General features: G+C 58.7%; 15 protein-coding genes and 1 pseudogene. 14 read left to right on the top strand and 2 right to left on the bottom strand.

Annotation, left to right across the window (positions count from 1 at the left end; all coding sequences use genetic code 11):
* The first annotated feature begins 4 nt into the window (after nt 1–4).
* Genes RBB82_RS21890 through RBB82_RS21855 form a run of 8 tightly spaced genes read left to right on the top strand, consistent with a single transcriptional unit; the run spans nt 5 to nt 13,940 of the window.
* A complete protein-coding gene (locus RBB82_RS21890) occupies nt 5–2,233 on the top strand; it encodes a putative baseplate assembly protein (protein WP_433972847.1) in 2,229 nt (742 codons plus the stop codon).
* Nucleotides 2,230–3,177 (top strand): hypothetical protein, encoded by a 948-nt coding sequence (locus RBB82_RS21885; protein WP_433972846.1) that lies wholly within the window; start codon nt 2,230–2,232, stop codon nt 3,175–3,177. The genes RBB82_RS21890 and RBB82_RS21885 overlap by 4 nt, the downstream gene beginning before the upstream one ends.
* A 10-nt stretch (nt 3,178–3,187) precedes the next feature.
* Nucleotides 3,188–4,189: a hypothetical protein gene (locus RBB82_RS21880; RefSeq protein ID WP_433972845.1), complete on the top strand. Its 1,002-nt coding sequence runs from the start codon at nt 3,188–3,190 to the stop codon at nt 4,187–4,189.
* A gap of 2 nt (nt 4,190–4,191) precedes the next feature.
* On the top strand, nt 4,192–6,339 hold the full coding sequence (locus RBB82_RS21875) for a phage tail protein (protein WP_433972844.1): 2,148 nt from the start codon (nt 4,192–4,194) through the stop codon (nt 6,337–6,339).
* Between the two features lie 27 nt (nt 6,340–6,366).
* On the top strand, nt 6,367–7,134 hold the full coding sequence (locus tag RBB82_RS21870) for a hypothetical protein (protein ID WP_433972843.1): 768 nt from the start codon (nt 6,367–6,369) through the stop codon (nt 7,132–7,134).
* Nucleotides 7,135–7,154: 20 nt separating this feature from the next.
* Nucleotides 7,155–8,414: a hypothetical protein gene (locus RBB82_RS21865; RefSeq protein WP_433972842.1), complete on the top strand. Its 1,260-nt coding sequence runs from the start codon at nt 7,155–7,157 to the stop codon at nt 8,412–8,414.
* Nucleotides 8,415–8,447: 33 nt separating this feature from the next.
* Nucleotides 8,448–12,704, top strand: a complete 4,257-nt coding sequence (locus tag RBB82_RS21860; RefSeq protein WP_433972841.1) for an eCIS core domain-containing protein — start codon at nt 8,448–8,450, stop codon at nt 12,702–12,704.
* Between the two features lie 3 nt (nt 12,705–12,707).
* Complete coding sequence (locus RBB82_RS21855) at nt 12,708–13,940, top strand: hypothetical protein (protein WP_433972840.1); 1,233 nt, start codon at nt 12,708–12,710, stop codon at nt 13,938–13,940.
* Here the strand turns inward: RBB82_RS21855 and RBB82_RS21850 are convergent, their stop codons facing one another.
* Nucleotides 13,941–15,134, bottom strand: coding sequence for a sigma-54 interaction domain-containing protein (locus tag RBB82_RS21850; protein WP_433972839.1), 1,194 nt, complete (start codon nt 15,132–15,134; stop codon nt 13,941–13,943).
* Between the two features lie 865 nt (nt 15,135–15,999).
* On the opposite strand from RBB82_RS21850, the gene RBB82_RS21845 reads away from it, so the two are divergent.
* From RBB82_RS21845 to RBB82_RS21820, 6 genes are all read left to right on the top strand, one after another.
* The gene (locus RBB82_RS21845) at nt 16,000–16,347 is read left to right on the top strand and encodes a PadR family transcriptional regulator (protein WP_433972838.1); all 348 of its coding nucleotides are present in this window, start codon (nt 16,000–16,002) and stop codon (nt 16,345–16,347) included.
* Nucleotides 16,344–18,362, top strand: coding sequence for an ABC transporter permease (locus RBB82_RS21840; protein ID WP_433972837.1), 2,019 nt, complete (start codon nt 16,344–16,346; stop codon nt 18,360–18,362). Before RBB82_RS21845 ends, RBB82_RS21840 begins: the two co-directional genes overlap by 4 nt.
* Nucleotide 18,363: 1 nt before the next feature.
* Nucleotides 18,364–18,978, top strand: coding sequence for an FtsX-like permease family protein (locus RBB82_RS21835; RefSeq protein WP_433972836.1), 615 nt, complete (start codon nt 18,364–18,366; stop codon nt 18,976–18,978).
* 314 nt (nt 18,979–19,292) lie between these two features.
* Nucleotides 19,293–20,420, top strand: coding sequence for an IS110 family transposase (locus RBB82_RS21830; protein ID WP_433972835.1), 1,128 nt, complete (start codon nt 19,293–19,295; stop codon nt 20,418–20,420).
* A 422-nt stretch (nt 20,421–20,842) separates the two neighbouring features.
* The gene (locus RBB82_RS21825) at nt 20,843–21,946 is read left to right on the top strand and encodes an IS110 family transposase (protein WP_433971894.1); all 1,104 of its coding nucleotides are present in this window, start codon (nt 20,843–20,845) and stop codon (nt 21,944–21,946) included.
* Between the two features lie 654 nt (nt 21,947–22,600).
* A complete protein-coding gene (locus tag RBB82_RS21820) occupies nt 22,601–22,804 on the top strand; it encodes a hypothetical protein (RefSeq protein ID WP_433975470.1) in 204 nt (67 codons plus the stop codon).
* On the opposite strand, the pseudogene RBB82_RS21815 reads toward RBB82_RS21820, so the two are convergent.
* A pseudogene (locus RBB82_RS21815) lies at nt 22,779–24,032 on the bottom strand (ISNCY family transposase); the annotation flags it as partial. The gene RBB82_RS21820 and the pseudogene RBB82_RS21815 overlap by 26 nt on opposite strands.
* Between the last annotated feature and the right edge of the window lie 98 nt (nt 24,033–24,130).

The raw sequence follows: 24,130 nt of genomic DNA, 5'->3' as shown, positions 1-24,130 counted from the left end.
CGAAATGCCCCTTTTATTACCAAATCTCGACGACCGGCGGTGGAGCGACTTAGTCGACGAGGGTCGCGCGCTGATCCCGCTTTACGGTTCGGAGTGGACGGACCAGAATGCGTCTGATCCTGGGATCACTCTGATCGAGTTGCTTGCTTCCGTCACGGAGATGGACATCTTCGAAGTGAACCGGATCTCGGACCGGGCGCGCCTTAAATTTCTTTCTTTAGTCGGTGTTTCACCGCAGCCTCCGCTGGCTGCGTCCATGCCGCTTCGCTTCTCCCTGCCCGCCGGAAGTCCGTCCATGCCACTAGCAGCGGGCGCGATCTTCAGCGGCACGGACGTCTCTGGAACGGTCACACCATTCAAGACCTCGCGCCCGTTGACGATCGCGCCGGGCAGTCTGCAGGCAGTGCAAGTATTGGACGCCGGCGGCTTCCAAGACCAAACCAGCAACTGCCTCCGCGGCCTTCCCGTGGGTATCTTCGGCAGCGCGGCGGCGGTGGGGACAGAACTGTATCTGGGCTTTGACCAGCCTCTGGCGGCGGCACAATCGCTGACCCTGTACTTCCAACTGAACGGTTCGCGGTCCGGTGCGGAAGAGCGCGGGAGCATCCTGGCGGCAGCGGAGGCGCGAGCGTCGGCCTGCGCCCCGGTTACACTGCCGTGCCTGTGTAAGAGCGCCAGTCAGTCGGTTCCGACGATGCCCGAACCAGGGCCAATCACGTTTACCGGGGTTCGTCTGACATGGGAGATTTTGACGGCGTCTGGCTGGGCCTCGCTGACGGGGGCAGTGTCCGATGACACGGCCAGCTTCACACTGACTGGAACTGTGGTGATCACGCCGTCGGTAGCTGGATTGCCCGGAATCGTCGGCAAGGTCAAGATGCCTCTCAGCTACCTGCGGGTGCGGCTCGATGCGGGCGCGTATGACGCTCCGCCGGTGGTCACTACCGTGCTCGCCAACACGATTCTGGCTTACCAGACGACTCCTGTGGGCAACACCACATTTGTAATTGCGGCAGGGGTAGTAGCTTCTCCTCCAACTCCTCCAGGTGATGTGGCGGGAATTCATGTGCGACTTGGCGGCCAAGGTCAGGTCATCGCACTCCAGTTTGTTGAAACCGGGCCGCAGCTTCGAATTCTAGCGTTCACGCCTGCCACGCCGACCGGTGCAGGGAGCATCGTCCTCGAGTGCGCTGCGATAGGAACCAGTAATGGCACACCTGACTACACGATCACGCTTCCGCAGGCGCCGATAGTCGCTCTCAGCCTCATCGTGTTCAGCATCGAAAACGGCGAGCAATACGGTTGGGTAAGTCGGCCCGACTTCGACGCCTCCGGCCGCGCCGACAGGCACTTTACGCTCGACGCCACAGCGGGCACGATTACTTTCGGCAATGGTGAACATGGCTTGGCGGCGCCGCTCGGGGCGACGTTCTATGCGGCATGGGAGGGCACCGCGGCGGAGGCCGGGAACGTACGGGCAGCTCTTAGGTGGACGCTTCTCGACTCGCCTCACAATCGATGTCTGCTTCCGAATTACAACGAGTTGGCTGCGAATGTAACCGCTGACAATCCTGTTGCCGCCTCAGGGGGCGCCGGCGCGGAGTCGCTCGACCTCGCCATTGTGCGTGCCACGACGATCTTCGAGGAACCGCAGCGTGCGGTCACACTTGATGACTACGAGCAGTTCGCACTCGAGACGCCGGGCAGAAATGTTGCGCGGGTAAAGGGCTGGGCCAACCATCACCCGTCGTTTCCGTGCTTCTCGGCGCCTGGGCAGGTGACGCTGGTTATACTGCCTTACCTCCCAATCCGGAGGCCGGTGCCGAGCGCGGAACTGCTCCAGGCAGTGGCCAACTACGTGAATTCACGCAGGATCATCGGCTCTCGCCTGAAGGTCGTGGCACCGACCTATATCGAAGTGGCGGTGCAGGCGACCATTGTCGCGCTGGCCGGATCAAGCCTGGCGGGCGTGCAACAACGCGTAACCGACATGATCAATCAGTTTCTGGATCCGCTCACAGGCGGGCTCGGTGGTACGGGGTGGCCTTTCGGCCGCGATGTTTACCGTGCGGAGATTATGCAGGTCATCGGCGGCGTCGCCGGGGTCGACTACATTGCGACCTTGGCTCTCGAAGTCAACGGCTGCCAGTGCGACCCCCAATGCGGGAACGTCTGCGTTGCTCCGACCTGGTTGGTCGCAGCGGGTCAGCACACGATCGAGGTGACGCGATGAGCAACGTGCCGCAAGCGAGAGACTTCGAACGGATCCGCTATTGGCAGGGTCAGCTATTGCGTTCGTACGATCTGGACCAACAGGTAAAAACCGATTTACAGCTGCGACAGTGGCACAATCGCGCCGTGCATCATGCGTATGGAGTTTCCTTCGGCTTCGAGGCCACGCAGTATAGCGCCGTTCATCTCGACGGGTTCACCTTCAAGCCGGGTGTGGCGCATGACTGCTATGGCAGAGCGTTGATCTTGACGCGGCCTATGAACGTTCCGCTGCCAATTGAGCCGCTGGGTCCGTCACTCACCTTAGTGGTGCGTGCGAGTGAGCCGACCGATATACAGAGTCGGGGCGAAAACGCGGAGGTTTGCCTGGGTGGTTGCGATGATTCTGTCGACGGGCGGGCGCTCGAGTTCGTCTGGGTCCCGTCCACGAATTTTACGCCGCGTGCTGGCGTCCCACTCGTGAGGATCGACTACGAGAGCAAGACGCTGGCCAGGCGGGACAGCACATTCAAGATGCTGATCCCGCCTGCCGAAGAACGACCGTATCTTGCCAACGGCTCCACCATTCCCGGAAACACATCCTGGCAGATCTGGTTTTCATCGCAGGGACGGCTCGGTATTGAGACGGTAGTCGATACTTCTGCCGGAGGTTTTGGAGCGACCCCCTGCTACTTTGCGACACTGCGCGGAGTGGACCTGGGCATCGAAAACGTCACAACAAGCACCCTGGTGATTACACATGTGGAACAGCCGCAGCCTAACCAGTTCCTCTTCCGCATCCTCGCGGCGGATCGGCTTCAGCTTGCTGACCTGAACCGGGCAAGCGAAGTTGGTACGCCGCGTCGGACGACATCCTTTCCATTTTTTGTTGAATGGATTGGCTGCGAATCGCGTCAAGGCAGCAATCGGTGCCTGAGGTCAGACACCAGAAAGTCATGTTGTTAGGGGTATGACGATGACGATTTTCGGCAGTACGCAGTTCCTCGAACGGCAGCAGTTCTTCAACGGTGAGCGACTCTTCGCCTCTGACTTGCAGACGCTCGAATCGTTCAACCGCGAGATGCGGTGGCTTCACAACCAGAGCTTACACAAGCCAGGGGTAGGTAACGGATACGGCGTCTCCGGTAACAAAGGAGATCGGATGGTAACGATTCAGCCCGGCTACGCACTCGACGCGTGTGGGCGGGAGATCGTGCTCACCGTACAGCACGTTGAGCCTGTGCCTCCAGTGGCGAATGATGGCAATGGCGGTTCGGTCTACTATGACCTGACCGTCTCCTATCGCACCGATGCGGACCTGGTCGAGTCGGAAACCAGGCAAGGCATCTGCTCACAGGCTGGCGCCGTTGCGCTGCGCGAGGCTCCAAACTTCTGCTGGATCCAGCTGGGCGCAAACCTGCAGCCGCTCGACGCGCAGTTGAAGGTCGAGGTGCAATCCAACATGCGCATTGTGCTGGCTCGCGCGGAGGTCCGCAACTGCCAGCTCTACCAGCCGCTTTCGGTCGCCCAGCGGCGGGATGCACGGCAACACACGCAGCCACGCATCGAGTGTGGAGGTGCCACCGGCGGCTGGTCGACCTTGAGCGTTATGAATAGTCAAACGGGGGGACAGATGGTGATCGGATTGGGCACGCATGTGGATACGACGTCCGGTCAATTCCAGATGCCCCCGGCCTACTCCGCGCACGTGGTGGGGGATCGTGAGTTCACCAGTCAGGAAGCGATGACCTTCGCGGCCGTACAGAATCCATTTGTGCTGGACGGTTATGTCAACATTATGAACCCCACAGCAGATGGCTTCGATCTGCAGATGTTCATTCCTGACTTGACTGACGAAACAGATGGAGTCGTCAATCCGCCGGGCTTTCTCAGCAGCTTTCAGGAAAATGCTGTGGAGGGGATCAAAATTCTGGGTGCGAACAACTGGAACGTGGTCTGGATGGGAGTGGAGTCATAGCCATGATAGATGGGAGCGATAAGAATTTCGTGTATCTGAATCGGCAGGGTCAATGGTTAGGCAGCCAGTGGGACGGCCTGGAACTGTACGCGGACGGAGCGTTGCGTCTCCGGTCACTCCCTCTGGCGACGACAGACTCCGGTGCGCTCGCCGCGCGGCCGGTGCCGGATGGGCCGGCGGGTATCGCGATCGCCCCCGACGGCACTGTCTTTTACACCGATTTTGAAGATGGCCGGTTGCTCGCGATCGATTCATGCAATGGAAAGGTCCGTCTGTGCCGGTCGGGATTGCAAGGTCCGCGTGGCCTTGTGTATTCGCCCTTGCGTCGTGCGTTGATGGTGGTGGAGAGTGATGGCAATGGCAATGAAATCCTGCTATTGCATGCGGAGACGGGCCAAACGGTCGAGGTCCGTGGCGCGACATCCGGTTTGGTGACGCCGTGGACGCTGGCCGAGGACAAGGTGGGAGCAGTCTACGTGGTTGATTATGGCGCTCAACGGGTTGTCAAGTTCGGCGTATTTGGCGATCTCGACCCATCGTTCTGGATTACGCTCGAGGCGGCACACATACTGACTGGCCCGGTCGATATCGCGGCCGGTACTGACACGATCTACATTGTGGACGGCCCCTCGAAGTCGATCTTCGTTGTGGCTGCGACGGGCAAGCCTTTGCTCGACGATAAAGGTCACCCGGTGCACTTTGGCGATGGGCTTCTGGTGGCGCCGATGGGTATTGTCGCGGACGCTTCAAAGGTGTACGTGGGCGATAATGCCCGCCGTCAGATCTTACAGTTCGACGTAGCCAGCGGCTACAGCTTTGACGGCGTAGCAGTAGGCTACGAGGGACCTGTAGCCGCGCTGGCGCTCGACGGGAAAGGCAATCTTCTTGTCCACACCGGGGCGAGCCTTGCCCCAACCTCACTGCTCCTGGCTGGGGGTTATGCGACGCAGGGGCTTTTCTGGAGCGGTCCAATTGCTACTCCTTTGGCAAAACCCTATTGGTACCGCCTGCAATCGATCTGCGACGAGCTGCCGTCTGGAGCTCACCTGCGTTTCTTCATCTCTACCTCGGACGATCCGCTGGCGGTTCCATCTCCTATGCAGGGGGCAGCGATGCCGTTCGCTGGCACTGAATGGGCGGCTAAGCCCGAGGATGTGCTGGACATCACCCTTGGCGATGCCGCGGCGCGCTACCTGTGTATTGGCGCATTGTTCTCCGGCGATGGGCACGCGACACCAACCATAAGCCAGTTACAGGTGCAGTATGACCAACGCTCCTATATCGCAGACCTTCCGGCGATTTACCGAAAGCCCGACGGATGCAAGGACTTTCTAAAACGTCTGCTTTCTCTTTATCAAAGTTTCAACCACGATCTCGAAGGCTCAATTGACAGCATGCCTACATTGTTCGATCCCAAAGCTGCGCCAGCCGGGTATCTTTCATGGCTCGCAGGCTGGCTGGCTCTTACGCCGGAAGAGGATTGGGACGTCGCGACGACACGAAGTAACATCGCTGCCGCTTTCGCTCGGTACGCACAGACAGGTACCTCTGCTGGACTGCGCACGGCGCTAAAGGAGTTTGCCGGGGTAGACGCCGTTATCGAGGAGCCGATAACCACTGCGAATCTCTGGGCTCTGCCAGCGCCTGGCGTTTCCGGTTGCGCGTCGCAAACTTCATCCGCCGGGTCTCTGAACTGGACTGATACCGACAACTCAATCCTGGGCTACACGACCATGCTGGCTTCCGCCGAGGCGCAGGGAGCCGTTGTTGGCAGCACTGCGGTGCTTGACCAGTCACATTTAATTACAGATGCGGAATTCGGCGCACCACTGTTTGAGGATGTCGCATTCCGATTTGTCGTGCTGCTATACCGCGGACAACTGAACGACGCTGCGACTCTGCCTTTGGTGCGATCCGTAATCGATGAGCAGAAGCCGGCCCACACCAGCTATGAAGTTTGTGTGGTGGAACCTGGGATGCGGGTTGGGTATCAGGCGCGACTAGGGATCGACACGGTTGTCGGAGGCGCCTCCCGCAGCCTGCGCCTTGGAGAGTCTTTCAAGCTCGGAATCGATACCGGCCTGGGCGGGCCGCCCCCTTTACGCATCGACGGTCAGAGTCGATTGGGAGTCAACATGCTGGTGAGTTAAGTGGACATTCGACATTGGAGAAACGCTATGGAAAGCAATCAGACCAGCAGCACCAGCTTTTGTAACGTCGCAACCTTCGTGCGCAACCGATACTTTTACGGCAAACTGCTCGACGTATCCCAATTTGAGATGGAGCAGACCTACTTCAACGCCAAACGGCGTCTGCTCAACCGCCTCATCACAGGCTACGGGGTCGTCTGCGGGCTGGACGTGCGAGTCGCACCGGATGGCAAAAGTGTTGTTGTGTTGGCGGGGGTAGCGATCGACAAGTGGGGTCGCGAGACTATCGTTCCAGTCACCTCGATGCCTCAGCCAGTGCCGAACTTGCCTGGAGGCGACAATCCTCCGTCGGAGTGCGACCCAGCAAGCTGGGTGCAACTGACGCTTTGCTACCACGAGTGCCAGTCGGATCCTGTACCTGCGCTGGGCGGCGACTGCGATCAGAACGCGCTCTGCTCACCGGGATCGATCCGCGAGAGTTACGAGCTGCGCATGTTGCCCGGCAAGGCGCCCGACGTGAATACAGACTGCGGCATCCAGGACCTAATCTCCAACAACCGGATCAACTACACCGCTCTTGCTCAATATGTGACCGGCGCCTGTGGAGCTTGTCCTGACGACCCCTGCATCCCGCTGGCGAACATTCACCTTCCAGCAGTAGGCGCGACGATTGCGGCCAATGACATTAACATAGCCGTCCGCCCGATTGTTTACACCAACGACCTGCTGCTCGACCTGCTGGTGTGTCTGAACAAGACCCCATCGGCGGATTACGCACGCGGTGGCAAAGGCTGAAGTTTTGAAGGAGACGAACCATGACAAACGCTAGTGCTTGTGGGGCAACGTCGCTGTGCGACACCTCGGTGGCGGAGCGGCCAAGATATTATCCACGGCAGATCATTACGCCTGACGACCTGACATTGGAACAGGATTACTTCCGCAATAAGTTCCGCAGGCACAACCGGCTGATGCACGGGTGGGGCGTCGTATGCGGGGCCAAGGTATGCGTTACGCCGATTTCTGTGACGGCGGACAACATCGCCTCTTACCAACCCTGGATGGTTACGGTCACATCGGGTTACGTGCTCGGACCGTATGGGGATGAGATCATCCTAGACTGCTGTCGGGCGATCGACGTCCGGATTGGCGCTACGACCGGTGTCACAGGGGACCCGTGCGTCCAGGCGAGCGATCCCTGGTGCACCGACGTCTACCAACCACGGACCGCGAACACGCCGTTGTACATCGCCGTGAAGTACAGGGAATGCCGCTCGCGGCCCGTCCGTGTACAGCCGATGGGTTGTGGCTGCAACGACAACACGTGTGAGTACTCGCGCCTGCAAGATGGATACGAAATCGGCGTTCTAAGTTCATGCCCGGACGGCGATACGCCGCCGCCCAGTCTCGACCAGCTAGGCCAAACTGGCACGCCTGACTGCCCACCGTGCCCGTCCGAACCATGGGTCGTGCTGGCGCAAGTTATGGTTGGAGCCGACGGGACCATTCTTTCGATTGACAACTGCAAGTGTCGGCGCATCGTAATCTCGTTCGGGAACTACTGGTTCGGCTGCAATTCGAACGGACTGCAGGTGGCCAGCATTTCTGGCGCTACGCCCGCGGTGAACCCGCAGGCGATTTCACAAGGCGCGCAAAACGTTGCGACGACCGTGGTGATTCAAACAGCAGCTGGGGTGACTCAGCCACCTGTTCTGAAAGCCGACCTCGGAGTAGGAGTGACGGTCGCGTCGTTCACACCGGGTGCGACGATGGCTGATCCGTACAGCCTGATTTTTAGTGTCGCGGCGACCGCAGCTGTCGGTCCGCGAACGCTTACCGTGACCAGCGCGGACGGAGCCTCAGAGGCGAGTCTCGAAAATGCCATTGGCATTGTTGCTGCTTCCGCAGCACCAGCGGTATCGGAGATCAGAACAGCCAACACAGGCGCGACGGACGTTTCCGGTGAGGGGTCAAGGAAGGCCACGAAGTCGAACTCTCTAGCCGGCGCACCCAAGTCCATTCCTGCAGCCCCGCGCAAAGCTGTGACACCGGCGGGCGTTTCCGACAAGAAGGGCTAGCCGAAGGCCAATGCACTTGGACAGGACGGCATCTTGGAAAAGGCTTTGGTCAAAGCGCCCGACTCTACCAGCGGCATTCTTCGCTCGACGAAGAACGCGGGGTCGGCGGCTGGGGTCCTTGATGCGGACCGTACTGCCGATAGCGAGCATGTCCATGACCATGCGCAGGATTTGCATGCGACAGCTTCCGTGGGTAGCGCCATGCCCAGACTGTCGCACCCGGCACTGCGCCTGCAGCGAAGCATCGGCAATCACGCCAGCGTCCTGAGATTTGAGGAATCGAAGTTCACATCGGCCGAGACCCCATCCGCGCGCAACATCCAGCGCAGCTGCCAGAGCTGCGCCGAGGACGAAACGTTACAGCGCAGTCCGGCCGTCGGCAAAACCCTCGAAAGCCCGCTGTTGACCGATGTCCGAGCATTTACAAGCACACTCGGAGTTCGTATCGCGCAACCACAGGCAGCGGCACCACTGCCTGAGATCAAAGACAAAGTGATCCCGGACAACAGCCGTGGCGAGCCGCTCGACGACCGCACTCGCAACGACATGGAGACCGGCTTGCGGCACGATCTAAGCGGAGTGCGCGTTCACACTGACGCGCCTGCGGCGGAAGCGGCCAAGGCGCTCAACGCGAACGCCTTCACGACACGTCAGGATATCTACTTCGCCTCCGGAAAGTACAACCCGTCCCGAAGCGACGGCCGTCGACTGCTTGCCCATGAACTGGCGCATACTGTTCAGCAGAGCCAAGGGCAGGCACCCGTAAAAGTAGTGCGAAAGATCGCGAGCGTAGTCATCGGGCATCCGGATGATCCGCTCGAGCGGGAGGCCGATCTGGCCGCTGATCGCGTGCTTGCGACCGCTCCGGCAGTGGTTCCCCCAGTTATCGCGGCCGCCGAGGCGGTGGTTGATGTTGCACGGCCCCCCGGTGGCGGCCAACCGCCTGCCGCCCCCGCGCCGCCCGGCCTGCCGGCGTCCACGGCGAAATCTATTCAACGCGACGAGGCGGACAACCCCAGCCTTATCCAAAAAACCGCCTCAGCATTGGTTGCAGAGGTTTCACCCGAGCTCGCGAGCCTGATCCGTGAAGGCCCTTTCCACTACTTCAAGAGACACGTCGAAGGGCTCGTAAAAGATTGGTTACCCTCGCTGCTGGCTGCGGTCGATCTCTCTGGGCCGGTGGCTGGATTGCGCTCCTGGTTCGGGCGCACCTTCAACTCGATCAAGGGCGCATTTAGCGGAGACTCGAAGACGTGCAAGGCCTTTGCCGAGATGCTCGGCAAAATCCGGGAGGTTGCGCAGAAGTTCCTCGACAGTCCGGAACTGAAGATGCTTAAGGCTGGTGTGGTGGCGCTCGACGACGCCTTTACCAAGTTCGAAGTCGCGGTTCTCGCGCCTCAATTTGAGGTGCTGAAGACCGTGCTGGGCGGAGCGTGGACCGGCATCCAGAAGATCTCGGATACGGTTTCCGGCTGGGTGCGGAAGGTGCGCGAAAAGGCTGGCGCAGCCTGGGACTGGGTGGCGCAAAAGCTGGGCCTGGGCGGCGACGAAACGGGCGTCTGGGCCTGGGTGAAGAAGCACGCCTCCGCCGCATGGACGGAGATCAAGGCTGGACTGGCCCCGATCGCTGCACCTCTGCGCAAGGTCACAAAGACCTTGTCAATTCTGACGCCGATGGGACAGATCTCGCTGATTGTCGAGGAAGGGCCGAAGGTCGTCTCAACCGTGGAGTGGCTGTGGGAGCACCGCGACGATCCGAACATCGCGAAGAACGCACGCGCAATGAAGGATACCTACTTGCCGCAATTGGTCGATTCCGTCCAGGGGTTCAACACGACGATGGAGAAGGGCTTTAGCTGGCTTGCAGATACAGCCGGCTCACTGGCCGAGAGCGTGCTTGGCTTCGTGTCGAACCTGACAAGTCTCCCATTGCTTGAAGTGGTGCGTACGTTGTTCCAGACCGTTCAGGCAAAGATCGCCAAGTTCGTTGCCTGGGGCCGTGACGCCTTCCGCCAGGGCGTCGCAGCAGTCAAGGACCTCGGCAAGAAGATATCTGACTACGTTGCTCCATGGAAGGAGGTTCTCTCCTCTGTCGTGGTTGCGATCCTGAATCCAGCGATGATCCCGCTCATCCTGGCGGGGTGGGCGTGGCGCAAACTAAACCGTTGCATCAAAGAGCCACTGCTAAAGTTTCTTCTGGAAATCGTAATCAAGGCCCTTGAGGGGGCCCCGAACGTCATCATCTTTGGCCTGATGTGGCCTCTGCTCAAATCGGGCATTGTCGGCTTCCTGAAGCGCATGGCCAAGGCTACTTACGAGGAGCAGGAGGCTGTCAGTAACAAGTTTGCGAAGATCGTCAGCGGTGCGAGTCCGGACTTCCTTATAGGCTTCGTCAAGGGGTTTCTTGAAGGGATCTGGGATGGTATTGCCGATCCGTTCCGTGCCATCTGGGCTGTGTTGGAAGGGTTGAACTACGTCGAGACTTTCTTTGAGAATCTGGCCGCGGATGTAATCGGCCTACCCAGAGCGGGAACCAAGGTGATCTCCGAAGTTCCTCGCTCTGCTGCTGATAGCGCCGGCGGTTCAAGTACTGACTCTGGTGCAAGCGGCGCGAAGAACGCCTCACCACCTATTGCGGCAACCAGCACTGCCGCAATAGCCGCTCCGGCTGGTGGTGGAATCCCGATGGCCGCTCCTGTGAAGGCTGCTCCGGACGCAGAACAGGGTGGCCCTGCGCCGTCGGCCGACGGCGATATCGTGCCCCGTCAAGCCCCTGTTGCACTAGATGCGAAAGACAAGCAGGAGCTCGGGCACTCGGCGCAGGACTTCGCCGGCGAGATAGGCCCGGACGTCACGGTGATCACGACGAACTTCCTGGACGCCTCAAAGGAGTACTTTGGCGCGAGCGGGGGCACGACCTTCGAGGCACTGACCGAAAAGCTTGGCGAAGCATGGCACGGGATGCTCGCTGCCATGGAGACGAAGGGCGGGGAACTGGCAGGCGCGTTCACAAAATGGTTTATGTCAGACGTCGCTGAGGATGTGGTCGGAAGCAAGCTGGGCTGGCTTGGTGGAACGATCGTCTTCCAGCTTCTGCTTGACTTCATAACCGCCGGGGGGTGGGTAGCCGCAGGACCTGTGGTGATGGCGATTGCACGGTTTATCAACTGGCCGATGGAGGTGCTGGGCCGGGCCTTCAAATTACTTGGGAAGCTCGCGCGCTACTTGATCGATGGTGCCAAGGGCCTCTTCAAGCTTGTGAAACAGGCCGCCGCCGGCGCGCTTAAGGTGGTCGGCGAGGCCATCGGCAGGCTTGGCGGCAAGCTCTTATCGTTTACAGAGCGGATGTTCGGTCGTTTCGGCAAGTTGTTCGAAAAGGAAACGGCGAGTCTTGGCCAGAAAGGACTGGAGGAGCTTGGCGAGAAAGGGGCAGGGAAGCTCGCGGCCCACGAAGGCGAGTCTCTCCTCGAGCGCGAGCTCGAACCACTCACAGAATCAAAGGCATCGCGCGACGCAGCCGTGGACGCGAGCAAAGACGTAGAGAACAAGGCGCTTACGCCTCACGATGCCGAGGCTCAGCTTGAGTACCTGGCGGACAATCCACATCTGCTTGAGGGCACGGCACCCGGTCGCCGCGCGACAATCGGCAAGCATGAGTGGTTCGAACAGCCGAACGGCAACTGGTGTCGGCACTCGGACGGTGCTGTATGCGCAAAACTACCCAAAAAATTGAGGGATGCTCTAGCAGAAATACCAAAGGTCGATCCGAAGGCGGCGATACGAGAAGGCGAGGTTGCGCCTTACGCGGAGACCACGGTGAAGAAACGTGGAGTTCGGGGAGACAAACTCACCGGAGACCACATTCCTTCTCGTGCAGCCCTCGTGCAGAATATTCAGGATCGCATCTATGCCCAGGAGGCAGCGAGACTAAAGCGTGCTCTCCGCCCTGACGAGATCAGGAAGTTCGCACTGACCAACGCAGAGATCTCCCGCATCAACAACGAGGGACTGACGATTGTCGACCGAGCCAAGTTCCACGAGGACTACAGCCCAACGTTCGGCAGTCGAAATAATCCAGCGCAGATTGCAGCGGACGCGAAGGATCTTGGCGCGGCGTCGCTGCGCGACTTCGGCGTAAAGCTGACGTCGCATTACGCCGAAGGCACACTGACGAGAGAAACAGTCATCGCCTATATTGATCTGTATGAACGTAGTGTGAGCCGCGGCATCTATCCTTACAGCAAGGATATGAATGATCTGCTTCAGAAGTTCTTGAGGATGGCTAAGTGACCTATGAGCGACATAATTAAAACCATTGTCGAAAACGATTCATTGAGTGTGGAACAGAAAGTCGATCAGCTTTCTGCCGCCCTGGGCACGCAGCCCGATCTAGGTGCGGCGAAGGTTATCAAGACTTTGCTTGCCACCAGAGATGCGCTCGTCGCTGACTACGGAGCCAACTACCTAGCTCTGCTCAGCGGCTTCGCTTCAGAAAAAAAGGCAATCGTCGAGCGGTTTCTGGAGATGGATGAGGAGTTTATTGGTGCCGCGACCAACTTGGTCGAATTCCTTCCGCCCGAACTAATCGATCGGATCATCGGCCTGTATCTTGCCAATCCCTCGGACGCAACACCACTCTACAGCGTGATCTACCAGACTGCTGTGTACTTTCCCGAGCGGATGAGGGCATATTCTGAGCGCATCGACGATCCGGCATTGCGGCTGAGCATGCTGGCCGGTGGTCCCGATGATTGGGTCAGGGATCTGGCCGCCAAGTACCGGAAGGACCGCAAGCCCGGCTGGCTTGAATCCATGGGGCGCTTTCACACCTTGAGGGCGGCCAGGACTCTGTTTGAGCTAGGGGAAGATGTGCCGCAGGAGGATCGATATGCCTGGTCAGGCGCGCTTGAAATTGCCGGGCTCATGCCAGACGGCTCCACCGCAAGCGTCTATGCTCCTGCACTGCGAGGCTTCGTGCGTCGCAGAGGAGAGTTTCCCCATGCCATGGGAGGGATTGTGCCTGGCGAGGCGCCTCTGTGTCCGAAGTGTTCGACACCTGCGGACCGCGTTCTTACGTTGCGCTCCGCGTCATTGCCTTTTCATCCCGGCGGGGCACTGGATCCGTCCTTTTATTGGTTTGGATGCGCCTGCTCCACGCTGAGTGCGATCCTGCTGCAGATGGTCCCAGGAGGTGTGAAGGTTCTCGTCGGTTCTAAGGGTAAGGAAGGATCAGGCCGCAACATCGTGCCGGGGGAACTCTCCCTGCAACTCGAACTACATCCCGCGCAGGCAGGTTTTGGTATAGAGTCAGCCGCAGGCTTCGGCCGGCACCAAGTCGGCGGTTTCCCGCCCTTCCTTAACCTCGACGCGTTTCCGATTTGTCCGTTGTGCCAGAAGATTATGCGCTTTCTTGCGTCGATCGACAGCGGCATGACGCCGTTTGGAAGGATGCGATTTAACGGTGTTCTCTTCGGGTTCTGGTGCTCGGACTGCCAGACCACAACAACCGTGCACCAGCCGCAATAGCTACTCCGGCCGAAGGTTTTCTGGGGAAGCCGGTTTTCTATTGCCGGGGACCGGCTCCATACTGTACTTCGCCATTTTCCGATAGAGGGTCATACGTGACCAATGCAACTGGCGGGCCGCCTTGCTCTTATTTCCATCCGCGGAGCGAAGCGCGCGCACCAACTCAAGTTGTTCGTCCGGCGGCAAGATTGCGGCTGACGACATCTGGCGCTGCATTCTCTCAGGCAGTTCGAGGGTAGCGACTCGACCCCGCGGCAGGTTAACAAAAAGCGCCTCCATCACGTTCTTCAGTTCGCGGATATTTCCCGGCCATTTATAAGCAATCAGGTGATCCCAGGCCGTCTTGGAGAATCCTTCAACCTGGCGGCCGAACTGCGCGTTCAAATGGTTTAGAAAGTGTGAGAGCAGCAACGGGATGTCCATCGGTCGCTCTCGAAGTGGGGGAATATGGATGCGGCCGATGTTAAGGCGGAAGTAGAGGTCGCGGCGGAAGCGTGTGGCGCTCTCGGGCGAATCGACATCCTGATTTGTGGCCGCGATGACCCGAAAATCGACTTTGCGAGGCCGCTTCGCTCCCAGGGGCTGAATCTCTTTGTTTTCGAGCAGGCGTAAGACCTTCGCCTGGGCTTGCATACTCATGTCTCCTATCTCATCGAAGAAAACAGTTCCGCCGTCAGCGCTCTCCAACTTGCCGTCATACGCCGAGTGGGCTCCGGTAAAGGCGCCACGCCCGTAACCAAAGAGCTCGCTTTCGAGCAGGCTATCGGGGATCGCGGCACAGTTGAAACAAGCGAATCCCGCGTTGCGGCGGGGACTGTTCTTCTGCACCAATTCGGCGACCAATTCCTTGCCGGTGCCTGTCTCTCCGGTGATGAGCACATTGCTGCTCGTTGGGGCCACACGGGAGATGTAGGACTTGATCTCAAGCATGTCTGGACTTTCGCCGATCAAATGATGACCGTCGATCAATTCACAATCTTGGTTGGGGGGCGCCTCTATCGACTGAGCCACGAGCGAAGCCAGGTCACGCGCCAGGCGTTCGGCTGGGACCGCACTATAGGTCCCCGTCAGACCTGCGGCTCCTTTTCGGGCGATTCCAAGTGCCTTGGTGAGTTTCTTGTCGGCGTTGAGCACCAACACAACCGGCTCGGGCTCGCGAACCTCCAAATGCGAACGCTTAGGACCGAGGAGCACGATCAGCCCCACGTCAGCGAGCGATAGAAATTGGTTGCTGGATCCCTTGTTTAAAAGTGAAAGGAGGTCATCAGTAGACTCAGGACGACGCAAGGACAAAACGGGTTGCGGGGGGAGTACCACGCGCTTAGCGGGGTTTGAAGTTCCACATTCCATGGTGGCTCCGCACAGGACAGACTTTACCGCCGAGGCTGCGGTCAATTCTGCTAGATCATCTGCGAATCGGGCCTAGACTAGAAGAACGAAGTAATGGCTACCAATGGCTTAGGGTTAGAGTGACTGAAGACCTGAATATAAACCAAGACGATGAACGCCGGGAGGCGGAAAGTCAAATAATTTACAAATTTTCGACGTGCCGCGCCTGACGATGGGCGTTTTAAAAGGTTCGCAAGGCAGTAAGCAACTGATTTGTTGCCATGATAGGTCGAACCCACGAGGTTGAATGGTGCTACAGAGCTCGCCATCATGAAGCAGACGGGGCCTCCGCTCCCTTGCTATCGTCTATTCAGGTAAAACCGCGTCGCGTGAACTTCCGCTAAGTCCAAATATTAGGCGGCCATGACTCCTATCGGCCCCTTATTTGCCTGCAATTAATTCAGGTGAATAAGGGTATCCAAGGACATTGCAGCCAAATCTATGTCGCGCTCGTCACTCCGACACTTCAAGACAGACTCTCCGACAAACGTAAGACGTCGAAATCATTTGATCATGCTTCGCATTGCAAGTTGAAAGTGAGCAAATCGGACTAACTCCTGGAGCGCCGCATCGTCCATATTCCCTTTTACCGGTTCTGTTGTTTTCCCAATGGGACTGTGAGATGCTCCTGTTGGTAACCAAAATGTAAAGGGTGGCGGCACTAGATTTTATGAAACCGAAAAAGGACGTACAACGGGGAACGCTGGCGCTGATGGTGCTGAAGACCCTAGATGTCATGGGGGAACTCCACGGATATGGCATTGCCCGGCGTATCGAGCAGATTAGTGGAGACATCCTTCTTGTCAATCAGGGAACGCTTTATCCAGTCCTCTTGAGACTAGAGCAAGAACGGGCGGTTGCATCGGAGTGGGGCCCCTCTGAAAACAACCGTCGTGCCCGCTTCTACCGGCTGACACCCGCGGGTCGCAAGCTCCTCGAAACCGAGAAGCGCGATTGGGAGCAGACGGCGGCGATCATCGCCCGCTTCTTTGAAGTGAAGGCCGAGGACCTGGCATGAAGACTCTCAATCGATTCCTGATCCGTCTGCGCAATCTTGTCACTGGCCGGCGCGGCGATCAGAGGCTGCGTGAAGAGTTGGAAGACTACGTGGCGCGCGAGGCGGAAGCCAATATACAGGCCGGAATGAGCGAGGAAGAGGCGCGGCGGCAGGCGCGGATGAAGCTTGGCGCCGCGGAGGCGATCCGAGAGCAGTACCACGCAGAGGAGGGATTGCCCTTGCTGGAATGTCTGGCGCAGGATACGCGATTCTCGCTGCGACAGATGAGGCGTTCGCTGGGGTTCACGCTCGTCGTAGTGATGACGATGGCACTGGGCATTGCGGCGGCGACAACGATGTTTACGGTGGTGTATTCGACGCTGCTCAGGAGCTTGCCCTATCCACAGTCGGAGAGAATTGTCGCGATTCACGACACACGGATTACCGGGCGGTCGGCTGGGGGGCTAATGACGGGTCCGCGATTCTATGACATTGAAGCGCGAAACCGGAGCTTCTCCAGTCTGGCAGTCTTTTACTTCGACGAGAGCACCCTCATTACGGGAAAGAAGTTGCCTATCTATGTGAAGGGAGCGGGAGCGAATGCAGGATTCTGGGATGTCTTCGACACAGCGCCGATGCTAGGGCGGGTATTCGATGCGAGAGACGACGTGCCCCATGCCCCGCGAACCGCGGTGTTGAGCTATCCCGGATGGCAGCGGCTTTTCGGAGGCGATCCGAACATAATCGGAGAACAGGTGAAGCTGGATCAGCAGACGGCGACAATTGTGGGCGTGATGCCGCAAGGTTTTTCTGCGCCGGGAGGCGTGGACCTGTGGCACGCGGCGCAGTTTACTCCGAATAACTGGGGCAATGATCGGGGCGACGGACTGCGGGACACCAATGTATTTGGGAGGTTGCGGTTGGGCGTGACCCTGGCGCAGGCTCAGGCAGATCTGGATCGGATCGGGGAGCAACTCAGGAGGGAGTATCCGTCGAGCGACGGCGCGTGGCGGTTCACGAGCGAGACGCTGCGCGAGGACCGGTACGGTCAGGTACAGTCGGCACTGGTGGTCTTGCTGATCGCGTCGGCGCTGCTGCTGCTGATCGCTTGCATCAATGTGGCCAACCTGCTCTTGTCTCGGGCGACAACTCGGCAGCGAGAGGTCGCTCTGCGGCGGGCGCTGGGTGCCTCGGGACGGCGCGTGGCTTTTCAGTTTTTTGTGGAGAGTGTGCTCCTTGCGTTGGCAGGCGGCGTTACGGGAATCCTCCTGACATTCGTGCTGACTCGCATCGCCGCTACCAGCCTGCCGGGAATTCTGGGGCGGCCGGGCACGATTCACATGGACGGGATTGTTATTGGGGTCGCTCTGCTGATCTCGGTGGCAACTGGAATCGTGTTCGGAGTGGTTCCGGTGGTGAAGACACGGAAGGTGCAGCTGCATTCGGCGCTCAAGCAGGGTGAGACACGCCTCGGAGGATCATCGGGCAACTGGTTGCGCAGCGTCTTGGTAGGGGTGCAGGTAGGTCTGTCTCTCGTGCTGCTGGTGGGTGCGTCTTTGCTGGCGGACTCGCTGTGGAACTTGATGAAGCAGCCACTGGGATTTGAGCCGGAACACCTGCTGACGGTTCGGGTGGCGCTACCGTGGAACACGAGGCCGGAAGCGGTACGCAATTTCTACAACGACGTGCAACAACGAATTGAAAATCTCCCTGGAGTAGAGGCTGCGGGACAGATCAGTTCGCCGCCGATGACCGACTTTCATGTGCGCGGCAGCTTCGACACGGACTGGCTCCCGCAAGTTTCCAATCAACCGGCAATCAGCGCGGAAAACCGGAATATCGCCGGGAATCTGCTGGTGGCGATCGGGACACCACTGCTAGCAGGGAGAGCGTTTTCCGCAGCGGACCAGGTCTCAACAGTGCCACCGGTACTGGTGAACGAGGCCTTGGTGCGGGAGTTTCTGCCGAAAGGGAATCCAATCGGATCATCTGCTCCTGGATGGACAGGCGCACGAGATCGCGGGGGTGGTTGCTGATGTGCGAGGGGTATCAGGAGCGATCGCGGCGGAGCCTGGACCGGCTGTCTACTGGCCTGCGAACGCCAATGGCGGTTGGCATCGCTACTTTCTGGTGCGGACGAAGGTGCCGCCGGAACAAGTGGCACAGTCGATCCGCGAGCAGGTATACCAGTCAGACCCGCAGCAGTCGGTAGGCGAGATCGAGACGATGGATCAGCTACTAGGCGACGCTGTGGCGCAACCACGGCTGAACGCAGTGGTAGTTGCGTCATTTGCTGGGGTCGCATTGCTGCTGGCCTGCATTGGAATTTATGGAGTCGTCTCGTATCTTGCTGCGCAGCGCACGCAGGAGATTGGCGTCCGGATGGCACTCGGAGCGACACGGGCTCACATCACACGTTTTTTCGTGCGGCGGGCGATGGTCCCAGCATCGATAGGCCTGGCGACCGGTACTGTGGTTTCGCTGGTGGCGAACAGGCTGTTACGCAGTCAGTTGTACGGGGTGCAACCGGATGATCTGCGGCTTTACCTTGCAGTCCTGCTGGTCCTGCTGGTGGTCCTGCTGGGGGCTACCCTCGGACCGGCGATACGCGCAGGAAAGAGAGAGCCGATGGAAGCGCTGAGAACGGAGTGAATAGAGGACCATTGCAAGAAGGATCGAAAACGGTGGTTCGCTCACATCCTTAACCTGACAACGAGACAGCGCCACGATGTCAGATTCCGCGACGAGATGCTGGAACTAGCAATTCAACTGACCCATCTCACTCAGCACGATCGAGCTTACATCTGTACGATTAGTCGGCCAGCCCAGGAATGTGGTTAAAGGCTAGGCTCTCAACTGTCGAGAACAGTCATCATGGAGTGACCGGCGCGATGCGCTGACGTGGGTTAAGCTGTGAGCGTCCGAAGGGACGAACAGCTCAGAGCCACAAGCGGAAGGAGCCGGTCATGAAGGAGAAGTTACGATTTCTGGGCATGGATGTCCATGCCGAAACGATTGCTGCAGCGATCGCCGAACCAAATGGCGAGGTGCGAAGTCTTGGCACCATTCCGAACCGGATGGAGTCGGTACGCAAGCTCATCAAGAAGCTTGGCCCAGTGGAGAAGCTGCGGGTCTGCTATGAAGCCGGGCCGACTGGCTATGTCCTTTACTGGCAGTTGGCGGAGTTGGGTGTGCAGTGCGAGGTGATCGCCCCGTCGCTGGTCCCGGTGAAGGCTGGCGACCGGGTGAAGACCGATCGGCGCGACGCCGAGAAGCTGGCGCGGAGCTATCGATCTGGCGATCTGACAGCGGTCTGGGTTCCTGACGAGGGTTCCGAGGCATTGCGTGATTTGGTTCGTGCTCGTGAGGCGGCCAAGCAGGATGAACTGCGAGCGCGTCATCGACTGGGTAAGTTTCTACTGCGTTCAGGTCACCGTCCGCCGTCCGGAGTGAGAGCGTGGACCCATCTCCATCTGATCTGGGTCTCGCAGATACGCTTTGCGCAGGCGGCCCAGGAGTCAACAAGACTCGATTATCTGCATGAGGTCGAGCACATGCGAGAACGCGTTCTGCGACTTGAGCAGGCTATCGTGGAAGCGGTGAAGCTGGCATCGCCTGCATTGCAGGAAGTCATCACGGATCTGCAGGCATTGCGCGGCATCGCGCATATTTCGGCGGTGACGATCGCGGCAGAGTTGGGCCAGGTCTCTCGCTTTCCAGGTGCTCGAGAACTGATGGGCTACTGCGGCGCTGTGCCAAGCGAGAACTCCAGTGGCAAGCGGACTCGAAGAGGCAGCATCACGAAGACGGGCAACGCTCACCTCAGACGGATCGTCGTCGAAGCGGCATGGAGTTATCAACGTCCTCCTGCCATCTGGGCTGGGTTGCGGAAACGACAGCAGAGCGCGTCGGAAGGGGCTAATGAGATTGCATGGAAGGCACAACACCGACTGCATAAGCGATACGTGAGACTGGCAGCCGCGGGTAAAGATAAGAGGAAGATCGTCACAGCGGTGGGCCGCGAACTGCTGGGCTTCATCTGGGCCATAGGAACCAAAGCGGAAGCCACTGTTATGCAACGAAGAGCAGCTTGAGAAGAAACAAGAACCTCCCTGAGAAGAAGAAACGAAAGCGAACCACTGGTGAACATCGTCGTCCAAATCGAGCACAGAGCCAGCAGCAGATGGGGCAAGCACGAAGGAGAATCCTCGTTTGGCCTATGCGACAGGCTCAGCCGGACTCGCGACAACAGTCAGAGGCAGCTCCCGACGGATCAAGATTATGCGGTTCCGACCCGCGAATATCAGACTGATCAATCGTCGCTGAAAACTGCCCCGACTGCTGCTCGCTCTGTCCTCGAACAACGACGAAAACGACAACAACGAATACCCATAAATCGCACAGATTGACACGGTCACTCCATATCAGATGGGATGAGAAGGCCGGTCTCCAGCGGGATGCGTTAAGCTCCCAAGTTATCGACGCGCTTGAAGCGCGGGAGACAAGGAGACCGGCGATGAAGAAGCTTACCACTACGATGATGCAGCAGACACTCAACAAGCAGGACCGACGCCTGACCGTCGGTCTGGATCTGGGCGACAGATCGAGCTTTTATTGCGTGCTCGATGAAGCAGGTGACGTCCTGATGGAGCAGAGGGTGAACACGACGCCCAAGGCGATAAAAGAGATCTTCGGAGCGATGCCTCGGAGCCGTATCGCACTGGAGACCGGAACGCATTCACCGTGGGTAAGCCGGTTGCTTAGCGAGCTCGGTCATGAGGCGATCGTGGCGCACGCTCGCAGCGTGCGACTGATCGGGGAGAGCAGGCGCAAGGATGATCGGATCGACGCTAGAACGCTTGCGCGACTGGTACGGATCGATCCACAGTTGTTGTGTCCAGTGAAGCATCGAAGCGCGGAGGCCCAAGCGGACCTGACGGTGATCCGTGCGCGAGCCGCTCTGGTGCGTGCACGGACGATGTTGGTCAACGCGGCGCGCGGCCTGACGAAGTCCTACGGAGAGCGGCTCCGCGGATGCAACGCACGCGGGATGAAGCCGAAGGCGGCCCAGGATCTGAGTCCGGAGTTGAAGAGTGCACTGGAACCGATGATGAGAGAGATAGAGTCGGTCAGCGAACGGATCTGCGAGTACGACCACCTGCTTGAGTCCATGACGCGGAATAAGTATCCAGAAGCGGAGCGGCTGAAGCAGATCAAGGGAGTGGGAACGCTAATCGCCCTCACCTATATGCTGACGCTGGAAGATCCACACCGTTTTCGCAAGAGCCGGGATGCCGCCTGCTACGTGGGTCTCCAACCTGGAAGGCGTAACTCGGGACAGAGCGAGCCGCAGATGCACATCAGCAAAGAGGGCGATCCTTACCTACGAACACTTCTGGTGCAGGCTGCGCACCACGTTCTCGGCCCCTGGGGAGTCGACAGCGACCTGCGCCGATGGGGCATGAAGCTGGCTGAGCACGGAGGCAAACGCGGGAAGAAACGCGCAGTGATAGCGGTCGCCCGTAAACTGGCCGTCCTGCTGCATCGACTATGGGTGAGCGGAGATGTTTATATGCCGCTACGATCAAGTGGCCGGGCTACACTGCCGGCGGTTGCATAGTTCAGTTCCAGATGTATGGAGGTTTAGCGTCATAAGCCGAGTTCCGGTGACTGCGTCATTGGCCTGGCCCAACACTCCGTCTGCGAGATCGAGTGAAAGGTCGCAATAACAGGTGGCAGCACCGGCTAAATCGAGAACACCCAACTTGCACCGAGCGATGGAACGCTCACAACAGAGTGCGGATGGAAGGGTGGCGACAAAAGCGGCAGCTCGGCGTGCAAGGAATCGCGTTCAGACCGGGAAGGAGATGAATTTGTCCCCAACTACACAAAAACGGGTTGACACCGACCGGCCTTCTCATGGAAGGCCAATGCGCTGACCTTTGTTCACTCAAGTCTTCAGCCGGTCTGTCCGACCAGGCTTGGTAGAGGTCCTTCTTTCACAGATTTCACAGAGATTTTCGGCATGTAGTCCGGGCCGTAGATCTGTCGCCCTCGTTTTTGGTATCCGATCTTCCGACCGTTCGTGTGCACCTTCGGTGGAAGTGCGAGATCTTGCATTACTTTGGCTACGGCGAGCGCCTTTCCGAGGCGCCTATTTTCAAACGTTTCGGCAAGGGGGACCTTCTCATCCTTCTCGAACACGCGGTCAGGAAGAGGGGGCACATGACATCGGCCTTCGACCCGGCCGTACCTTATAGTCGAGCAGTGTGAAGTGCTGTTCGACGACCGTTTCGGATACTTTATTGCGGTCGAGAACGATCTGGTTCCGGTCATTGGCTATTTCCGGGCCGACGGTGTTCTGTTCACGGCGGCAGGGACCGTCAGCGATCGGCGTGGCTGCTTCAATGTAGTTCGGCCCATAGACCTTTCGAACTCGTTTTTGATAGCCAAGCTTCTGACTGCACCTTCGGCGTGAAGTACGCGTCTCGCTGTGCCTTGATCACGGCAAGAGCGTGGCCGAGGCGCTTGTTCTCGACGATTGCGGTGTGGCTGACCCTCTGATCTTTGCTGAAGACGCAATAGGGAAGCAGGAGGCCCTTCGTGCGGACTTCCAAGCGGTCATCTGGAAAGTAAACGTCAACGTACTCGCCCACAAGACCTTCGGAAAGAGAATTTCGCTCCAGGACGATCCGCTTGCGGTCATAAGACAAAGTCAACTGGCTTCCGACGTAGCGCTGCTCGCGGTGGCACAAGATATCGGTCAGTTTTTCCACGGAGAAGGATAGAGGGCGGTGTAGATTTTCAGGACGTGGCAGAAGGGATGGCAAAACGCTCATTGAACTGGGTCATGAAAGCTGGCAAGAACGCGTTTCCAGCGCTGATGTCGCAGACGTTGGCGAGTCGCAGTTCTTTCACCAGCCTGTCCTGTAGTGTGCGATTCGCTCGCTCCACACGACCCTTCGCCTGACTTGAGTTGGCACAGATTATCTCGATATTTAGCTCCGCCAATGCTCGACCAAGCTGGGTCATGCCTGAGCCGCCCACGGCGTTCGGCTTGTTCACGCGGAAGACTACGTGCTTGTCAGAGTAGAAAGCCACTGTGCAACCAAAGGCCAGCACGTAGCCGTGGACTGCGGTCAGATAGCTGTCCGTGCTCTCGCTGATCACGAACCGAAGCTGCATCAATCGGCTGGTCGCGTCGTCGATGAACACGAGCAAGGTGCAAGGCTCGCCACGATCCTCGAACCATCGGTGATCGCTGCCGTCAATCTGGACCAGTTCGCGAAAGCGCTCACGCCTCAATCGTGGTTGGTGAAAAGTCTTCCGTTGTTTGCGCGAAAGCCAGAGGCCGTCTGCCATCAACCATCGCCGGAGTGTCTCGCGCCCGATGGTGATCGAATGCTTCTCCTGAAGAATTTCAGTCGCGAGGGTAGGGCCGAAGTCGGCGTACTTCGTTCGCACGAGCTCGACCGCGTACTCGCGGATGCCGGCGCTCAACTGGCGATTTGAAGCTCTGCCACGAGCCCGGTGGATCAGCGCACCAGCGCCGCCTGCCTCGTATCGAGATATGAGGCGGAATGTCTGCCGCACTCCTAGGTCCAGCACCGCTGCCGCCGAAAAACCACCGTTCGCTTACCGGCCCGAACTTCTGCGAGAACCTTTAGCCTCTTTACGTCCCGTTCGCTCATTGAAATCAGTCCCATCCCATTAGTGTCGTTTCTAACGGGCGAAACCATGACATTTCTATCCGGCGCTAATACCGTAATGTTGCTGCAAAGCTCAAATGTCCTCATCGCTACAA

Source organism: Tunturiibacter lichenicola (assembly GCF_051013355.1).
Taxonomy (GTDB): Bacteria; Acidobacteriota; Terriglobia; order Terriglobales; family Acidobacteriaceae; genus Edaphobacter; species Edaphobacter lichenicola_F.
Note: the sequence above shows the minus strand (reverse complement) of the source record. Positions and strands in the feature narration are given on the sequence as shown.

What these genes read in the sequence shown, in the direction of transcription:
- RBB82_RS21890 (WP_433972847.1), top strand. Translation starts at nt 5, where the DNA reads ATGCCCCTTTTATTACCAAATCTCGACGACCGGCGGTGGAGCGACTTA.
- RBB82_RS21880 (WP_433972845.1), top strand. Translation starts at nt 3,188, where the DNA reads ATGACGATTTTCGGCAGTACGCAGTTCCTCGAACGGCAGCAGTTCTTC.
- RBB82_RS21845 (WP_433972838.1), top strand. Translation starts at nt 16,000, where the DNA reads ATGAAACCGAAAAAGGACGTACAACGGGGAACGCTGGCGCTGATGGTG.
- RBB82_RS21885 (WP_433972846.1), top strand. Translation starts at nt 2,230, where the DNA reads ATGAGCAACGTGCCGCAAGCGAGAGACTTCGAACGGATCCGCTATTGG.
- RBB82_RS21875 (WP_433972844.1), top strand. Translation starts at nt 4,192, where the DNA reads ATGATAGATGGGAGCGATAAGAATTTCGTGTATCTGAATCGGCAGGGT.
- RBB82_RS21855 (WP_433972840.1), top strand. Translation starts at nt 12,708, where the DNA reads ATGAGCGACATAATTAAAACCATTGTCGAAAACGATTCATTGAGTGTG.
- RBB82_RS21830 (WP_433972835.1), top strand. Translation starts at nt 19,293, where the DNA reads ATGAAGGAGAAGTTACGATTTCTGGGCATGGATGTCCATGCCGAAACG.
- RBB82_RS21840 (WP_433972837.1), top strand. Translation starts at nt 16,344, where the DNA reads ATGAAGACTCTCAATCGATTCCTGATCCGTCTGCGCAATCTTGTCACT.
- RBB82_RS21825 (WP_433971894.1), top strand. Translation starts at nt 20,843, where the DNA reads ATGAAGAAGCTTACCACTACGATGATGCAGCAGACACTCAACAAGCAG.
- RBB82_RS21870 (WP_433972843.1), top strand. Translation starts at nt 6,367, where the DNA reads ATGGAAAGCAATCAGACCAGCAGCACCAGCTTTTGTAACGTCGCAACC.
- RBB82_RS21865 (WP_433972842.1), top strand. Translation starts at nt 7,155, where the DNA reads ATGACAAACGCTAGTGCTTGTGGGGCAACGTCGCTGTGCGACACCTCG.